The organism is uncultured Mucilaginibacter sp., assembly GCF_903893715.1.
GTDB lineage: Bacteria > Bacteroidota > Bacteroidia > Sphingobacteriales > Sphingobacteriaceae > Mucilaginibacter.
Genome location: NZ_CAITNG010000078.1, coordinates 1 through 5496 on the forward strand (window position 1 = coordinate 1; position 5496 = coordinate 5496).

3 protein-coding genes are annotated in these 5496 nt (G+C 44.7%); 1 reads left to right on the plus strand and 2 read right to left on the minus strand.

The genetic code is table 11. The features are described 5' to 3' along the window. The coding region (locus QZX97_RS09380) for a PKD domain-containing protein (RefSeq protein WP_295664593.1) at positions 1-2985 on the minus strand (2985 nt) is incomplete at its 3' end. 101 nt (positions 2986-3086) lie between these two features. Beyond that, positions 3087-3539 (minus strand): response regulator, encoded by a 453-nt coding sequence (locus QZX97_RS09385; protein WP_295664594.1) that lies wholly within the window; start codon positions 3537-3539, stop codon positions 3087-3089. A 136-nt stretch (positions 3540-3675) separates the two neighbouring features. Between QZX97_RS09385 and QZX97_RS09390 the strand changes: the two genes are divergently transcribed. After that, on the plus strand, positions 3676-5496 hold a 1821-nt coding region (locus tag QZX97_RS09390), incomplete at its 3' end, for a 7TM diverse intracellular signaling domain-containing protein (protein WP_295664595.1).

The window sequence follows — 5496 nt, forward strand, 5'->3', positions numbered from 1 at the left end:
TACTAAAATGGATTTGTTGACCGTTACACTGGCACAACCTAAATTGGTAATAGTGTACAATTTTATCACATAAGTACCCGCTGTGGCATAGGTATGCGTAAATGGTGTATTGTTCGTATGCGTATCCAAAGCGCTGCCATCCCCATAATCCCATACCCATTGGGCAAGCGTGCCCTCAGCGCTGGTCGATTGGTCAGTCAGCGTTACCTGCCCCGTCTCACAATCCAAACTCGAAAAAACAAAACCAGCCACAGGTTTTTTATAAATATGCACCGGCGAGCTGTACGATGTAGTCGAGCAACCATTATGCCCCGTTACTGTCAGCTTCACGGTATAATCGCCCGGTGCTTTAAACGGATACTTTGGATTTTGCACGTTACTCGTATCGCCCGTACCAAAATCCCAATGCCATGCCGATACCGCAGGCGTAGCCCCGCTGGTTTTATCGCTAAACAAAATACTATCGCCCGGGCAAGCATCCGTCGCGGCCGAAAAATTGGCCTGGCCGCTTACCGTAAATGTCTTTGTAGTAGTCAGCGTACAGGTGTCTTTTGTCGTCACTGTTAAACTGATGGTATACGGACCGCCTGCTATAAACTGGTGCGTTGGGTTTTGTAAAGTACTGGTGTTCGGGTTAGTTGTGGTGGCGTTCACATCGCCAAAATTCCATAGGTATTTAAATTGGGCATTGCTATTATCGGATATGGTGGTCTTATCCGTAAAGCTCGCCACGGCATTGGCCAAACAAACATCGGGCAAACCAAAATCAACCACGGGGTGCGGGTGGATGGTAATACTATGGCTTACCGCACTGCTGGTACAACTGTTATTGGTTACTATCTGTAAGGTAATGGTATAACTCCCCGCCGTACTATAAGTATGTGTAAAAGGCTGGTTGTTCGTTCGCGTATCTACCGGCGAACCATCCCCATAGTTCCATATCCATTGGACTATATGCCCCTCACTTGGGTTCGATTGGTCAGTAAATGTAACGCCCATCGTTTCACAATCCGGTGTCGAATAGCTAAATGCCGCTATTGGCAGGCTACGTACATGCACCTTTTTGGTAAATACCGACGACGGACATGCCAAACCCGAACTAACCGTTAAACCAACCGTATAATCGCCGGGGTTTAAAAACTTATAAACCGGATTTTGCACATTGGTGGTATCGCCGGTACCAAAAGCCCAATGCCAGCCATTAACACCGCTGGTACCCGTACTTAAGTCCTTAAAACCAACAGTATCGTTAACACAAACCGAATCGCGCGAAGCGAACTTTGCCGCCGGCGGATCGGTAACCGTATAATTCAAACTTACAATTTCGTTCGAGCCGCATACCGTCGTAATAGGGTCAACAACAGTAACATTAACCGCGTAAGTCCCTGCTGCGCTAAACGTAATAGGCTGCCCGTAATCATACACGTATAATGTTTGCGTGCCCTTAACAATGGTGTTAAATACTGTCGGGGTGGTTTGCACCACCGGTGTGGTTCCTATTCCAAAATCCCAGGTAATGCTGGTGGTTTGATAGGGCAATATCACCTGGGGTTCAAAACTGGAACCTGTGCAACCTGTCGAAAGCACGGATGTGGTACCGGGCGCCGTAAACTGGGCAAACTCGTTCAGGTTTTTAACATTGGTGCCTGCCGCGTACCCGTACGACTCTGTCCCGCCAAAACCATAGGCAATGGCATTAAAACCCTGATTGGCCGAAATATTATGTGTTGCCGGTACGCTTACTGCAAATTGGCCATAAGAATACGCCGTATTTCCCGGTACCACCGCAAAGCCACTTGCCGGAGCTGCACCGTCAAGCAAAAACGACGACGCTGCACTTGTCGGGATGACTACATTGATAAAACCATTCAGTATCTTGTACTTATCGGTGGAGTATAAAGTGACCTGGCTGATGTTCTGCTCAAGCGGGTTTAGGTATATCATTTCCGGGTCGCCGATATCGGTTTTAAAGTTTGTTTTCCCGTCTATCTCGTTGCCTTGGGTTACCGCGTATTGCACTACCTGTATGGGCTTATCGCCCGTTATAACATGGGTGGTTTGGCTGTTAAATTGGTAGTAAAAATTATTGATCAGTGCCGAAGTTGGCTGAACAACACCATCTAATGTCACTACAGTTGCAGGGTCGCTCACCACCACACGAAAAACATCGTAATTCCGCGTTTTTAGGGGCACCGTGATATAATTTTTCCCCCATGATGCTGTAGGATAAACTTGCTGAAAAAGATTATCGGCCGAGTTATTAGGAGAGCCTATATAAATTTTATTGCTGCCCGAAAATACCGCTATTTTTGCACAGCCAGAGCCATTACTAACCGATGTAATGCGCGTACCTGTCAGGTCGGTAACCGACAAGCCTTGGTAAACCTGCCCCTTATTTAAAGTTATGCTGAATGTTTTGTTGGCAGCCGTTCCGTCTATCAAAGCTGCGGTCGGCTTTATTTGAACGGTAGTATTGTCCTGTGTACCGATAACCATAAACGCCGAATACGATGGTGTAGCGTTGGATAATTGAGTATAATTCAACGAATAATAATCATTGGCCATAGTATTTACAGGCAACAATAATGTTGCGCCCGATACTGCGCTGGCGTATATATGCGCGTAAACAGCTATCGGGTTTTTACTCACAATATGAATGCCTTTTGTTTGTGTACCATCTGTATTGCCCAGATATGCGGCGGCAGGTATTGGTACCAGTGTGGCTACGTTAGGATTTACTGTAAAATTGATTGGTGCAAAACTATTGTCAGTGATGCTTACCGTTCCCGAAGTGGAAACATCCGAGGCGATATACAAGATCATTTGTGAAGCGCTGGCTCCAGTGGCACCATTGATATGCACCATGTACCCCGTCCAAAACTCTGTACCGATATTTGAATTGCCCGATTGCGCCCGAGCGTTATTTACAAATAACACACAAGCGGCAAATACAAACAATAAAATTTTTTGTAAAGGTTTCTTCACGTTTAATCGGTAATCAAGGGAGCTTAACCTTAATTAAACTAAGAGTTTACTAAAAGGTTTAACCGGTCAAAAGTACAAAAAAAATTATTTCTTGAAACCGATTAAAGGCGTGCTATTTTCAAAGCGCCCAATTGTTTATTGGCCTTCTCCAGTTTTTCGGCCAAATCCTGGTTTTCCTTGCGCAAATGGTATATCTCCATCGCGTTTTGGATGTACATCTTCAACTCTTCATCGGCCCAGGGCTTCACCAGGTATTTGTACACCTGCCCGCGGTTTATGGCGTCCATTACGGCATTAATGTCCGAGAAGCCCGTCAGCAAAATGCGTATCGTATCCGGATAAATATGGATGATCGATTCCAAAAACTCTATCCCGGTCATCACCGGCATACGCTGGTCGGTAACTATAACGGCAATCTCGTTCTGATCCAGTATTTTACGGCCCTCCTTGGCCGACTGGGCCGTAAATATGTTAAAGTCCCTCCTGAAAGCCGCTTTAAAACTGTTCAGGTTGTGTATCTCGTCATCAACATACAATACTCCAAATTGCGTCATGTTCCGTTGTGTTTATATGGTCATAAACCTTTAATGTACAAATTTATTGTCGTTTGGTTTCATTGCCAACAAAAAAAATAGCAAATGTTTAATTTTCTGTGCATATTTATCTCCCATAATACCTGCATCCTCCTTCATGAAAAAATACAGTCTTCTGCTTTTCCTTCTTCTTAAAAGCACAAGCCTGTTTGCCCTGTCCGATACCTTGACCATACACCAGGACGAAGTAAAACTGATCAACAAAAACTTTTTTACCGAACTGGCCGACCCAAAGGGTAAACTGACTTTTAAAGATATTTTGGCCAGCACTCAGTTTACCACCCGCAATTCTGATTTACCCATCTTAACCGTTTCAAATTCTGTCATTTGGCTTAAAGTCATCCTTCGCAATAAAACCCCGCAGCCTTTTATACCCATCAGCATCAATGCCAGCGTTATTGATCGGTTTGATCTTTATTTTAGCGATGCCATGAACGGCCATATGGCTCATTTAAGTGCCGGAATCAATGGTAAGGGAAGCTTTGCACCCAAAGCAAACATGATCAACTGCATTGTTCTGCCCGATTCCGTACGCACGGTTTACATGCGCATCCAAAGCAATGTGCCCAATATTATCCCCATCGAGTTCACCAGCGCCGATAAATATATCCAACGTTATAGCTCCAAAAACATAGCTTTTGGCATTTTCATGGGTATCGTTATCATTATGGCACTCTACAATCTGCTGTTGTATTTTATCGTCAACGACCGGAGCTACCTGTACTATGTAAGCTATATTTTGTTTTTGGGCCTAACCCAGGCATTTACCCGTGGCTATGGCTCCGATCTGGTAAGCCCGGTCATCTATAACAATTACCTGGTAGCCTTCAGCCGTATATTTTTATGGCTGTCCATTATGCTCTTTGTTACCGAGTTTCTGCAAATCAAGTCGCAAAACAAAAAAATATATGGGTTTATCATCGGGCTCGCCTTACTTTTTGTGGCGCCCGTGCTGTTTTTAGTTGCAACCAGCTTTAATATAGCTTTTAGCTTGCTAACGGTTTTGAGCAGTTTTGGCAGTGTTTCGCTATTGGCCATCGGTATATGGCTATACGCAAAAGGCTATAAACCCGCCAAGTTCTTTATGCTGGGATGGTTCCTTTTTTTGGTATCGGTTATCATATCGGCCGCGCGCAGCAAAGGATGGGTACCCTATAACGAGTTTACTGCCGATATTATATTGTTTACCTCTACCATCGAACTGGTTGTATTTTCAATAGCCTTGGCCGATAAGATCAATTTTTACCGCGCCCAAATCAACGATTCGCAGTTTTTGGCCCTAAAAATAGCCCGCGAAAACGAACGGCTCATCACCGAGCAAAACATCATCCTCGAAAGTAAAGTACTCGAACGTACTAAAGAATTACTGGTGAGCAACGAAAACCTCACCCATTTGGTCGAAAACCTGCAAGAGGCCCAGGCACAACTCATCGAAACCGAAAAAATGGCTTCGCTTGGCCAGCTCACCGCCGGTATAGCGCACGAAATAAACAACCCCATAAACTTCGTAAAATCGAACGTTAAACCACTCAAGCTGGATCTTGACGAAGTTTTTGCCCTGCTCGATAAATATGCCCTCCTGGAAGCCCAACCCGACAATACCGATTTGGCTACAGATATTGCCACCTACAAAAAACAAATCGACGTTGATTTTATTAAAAACGAAATAGCTGAACTGCTGGCCGGCATAGAAGACGGCGCATCGCGCACTGCCGAAATTATCCAAAGCCTGCGCGCCTTTAGCCGCACCGACGAGGTTGAATTGAAACTCACCGACATCAATAAAACCATACTCAATACCCTCGTGATACTGCGCAGCAGCATCCCCCATTATATTGAAATCACGCCGGTTTTAAACAAATTGCCCTTGCTAAACTGCTATCCGGGTAAAATAAACCAGGTGTTTATGAACATTATA

Excerpts from the sequence above, each read along its gene's own strand:
- QZX97_RS09385 (WP_295664594.1), bottom strand. The coding sequence starts at position 3,539 with ATGACGCAATTTGGAGTATTGTATGTTGATGACGAGATACACAACCTG.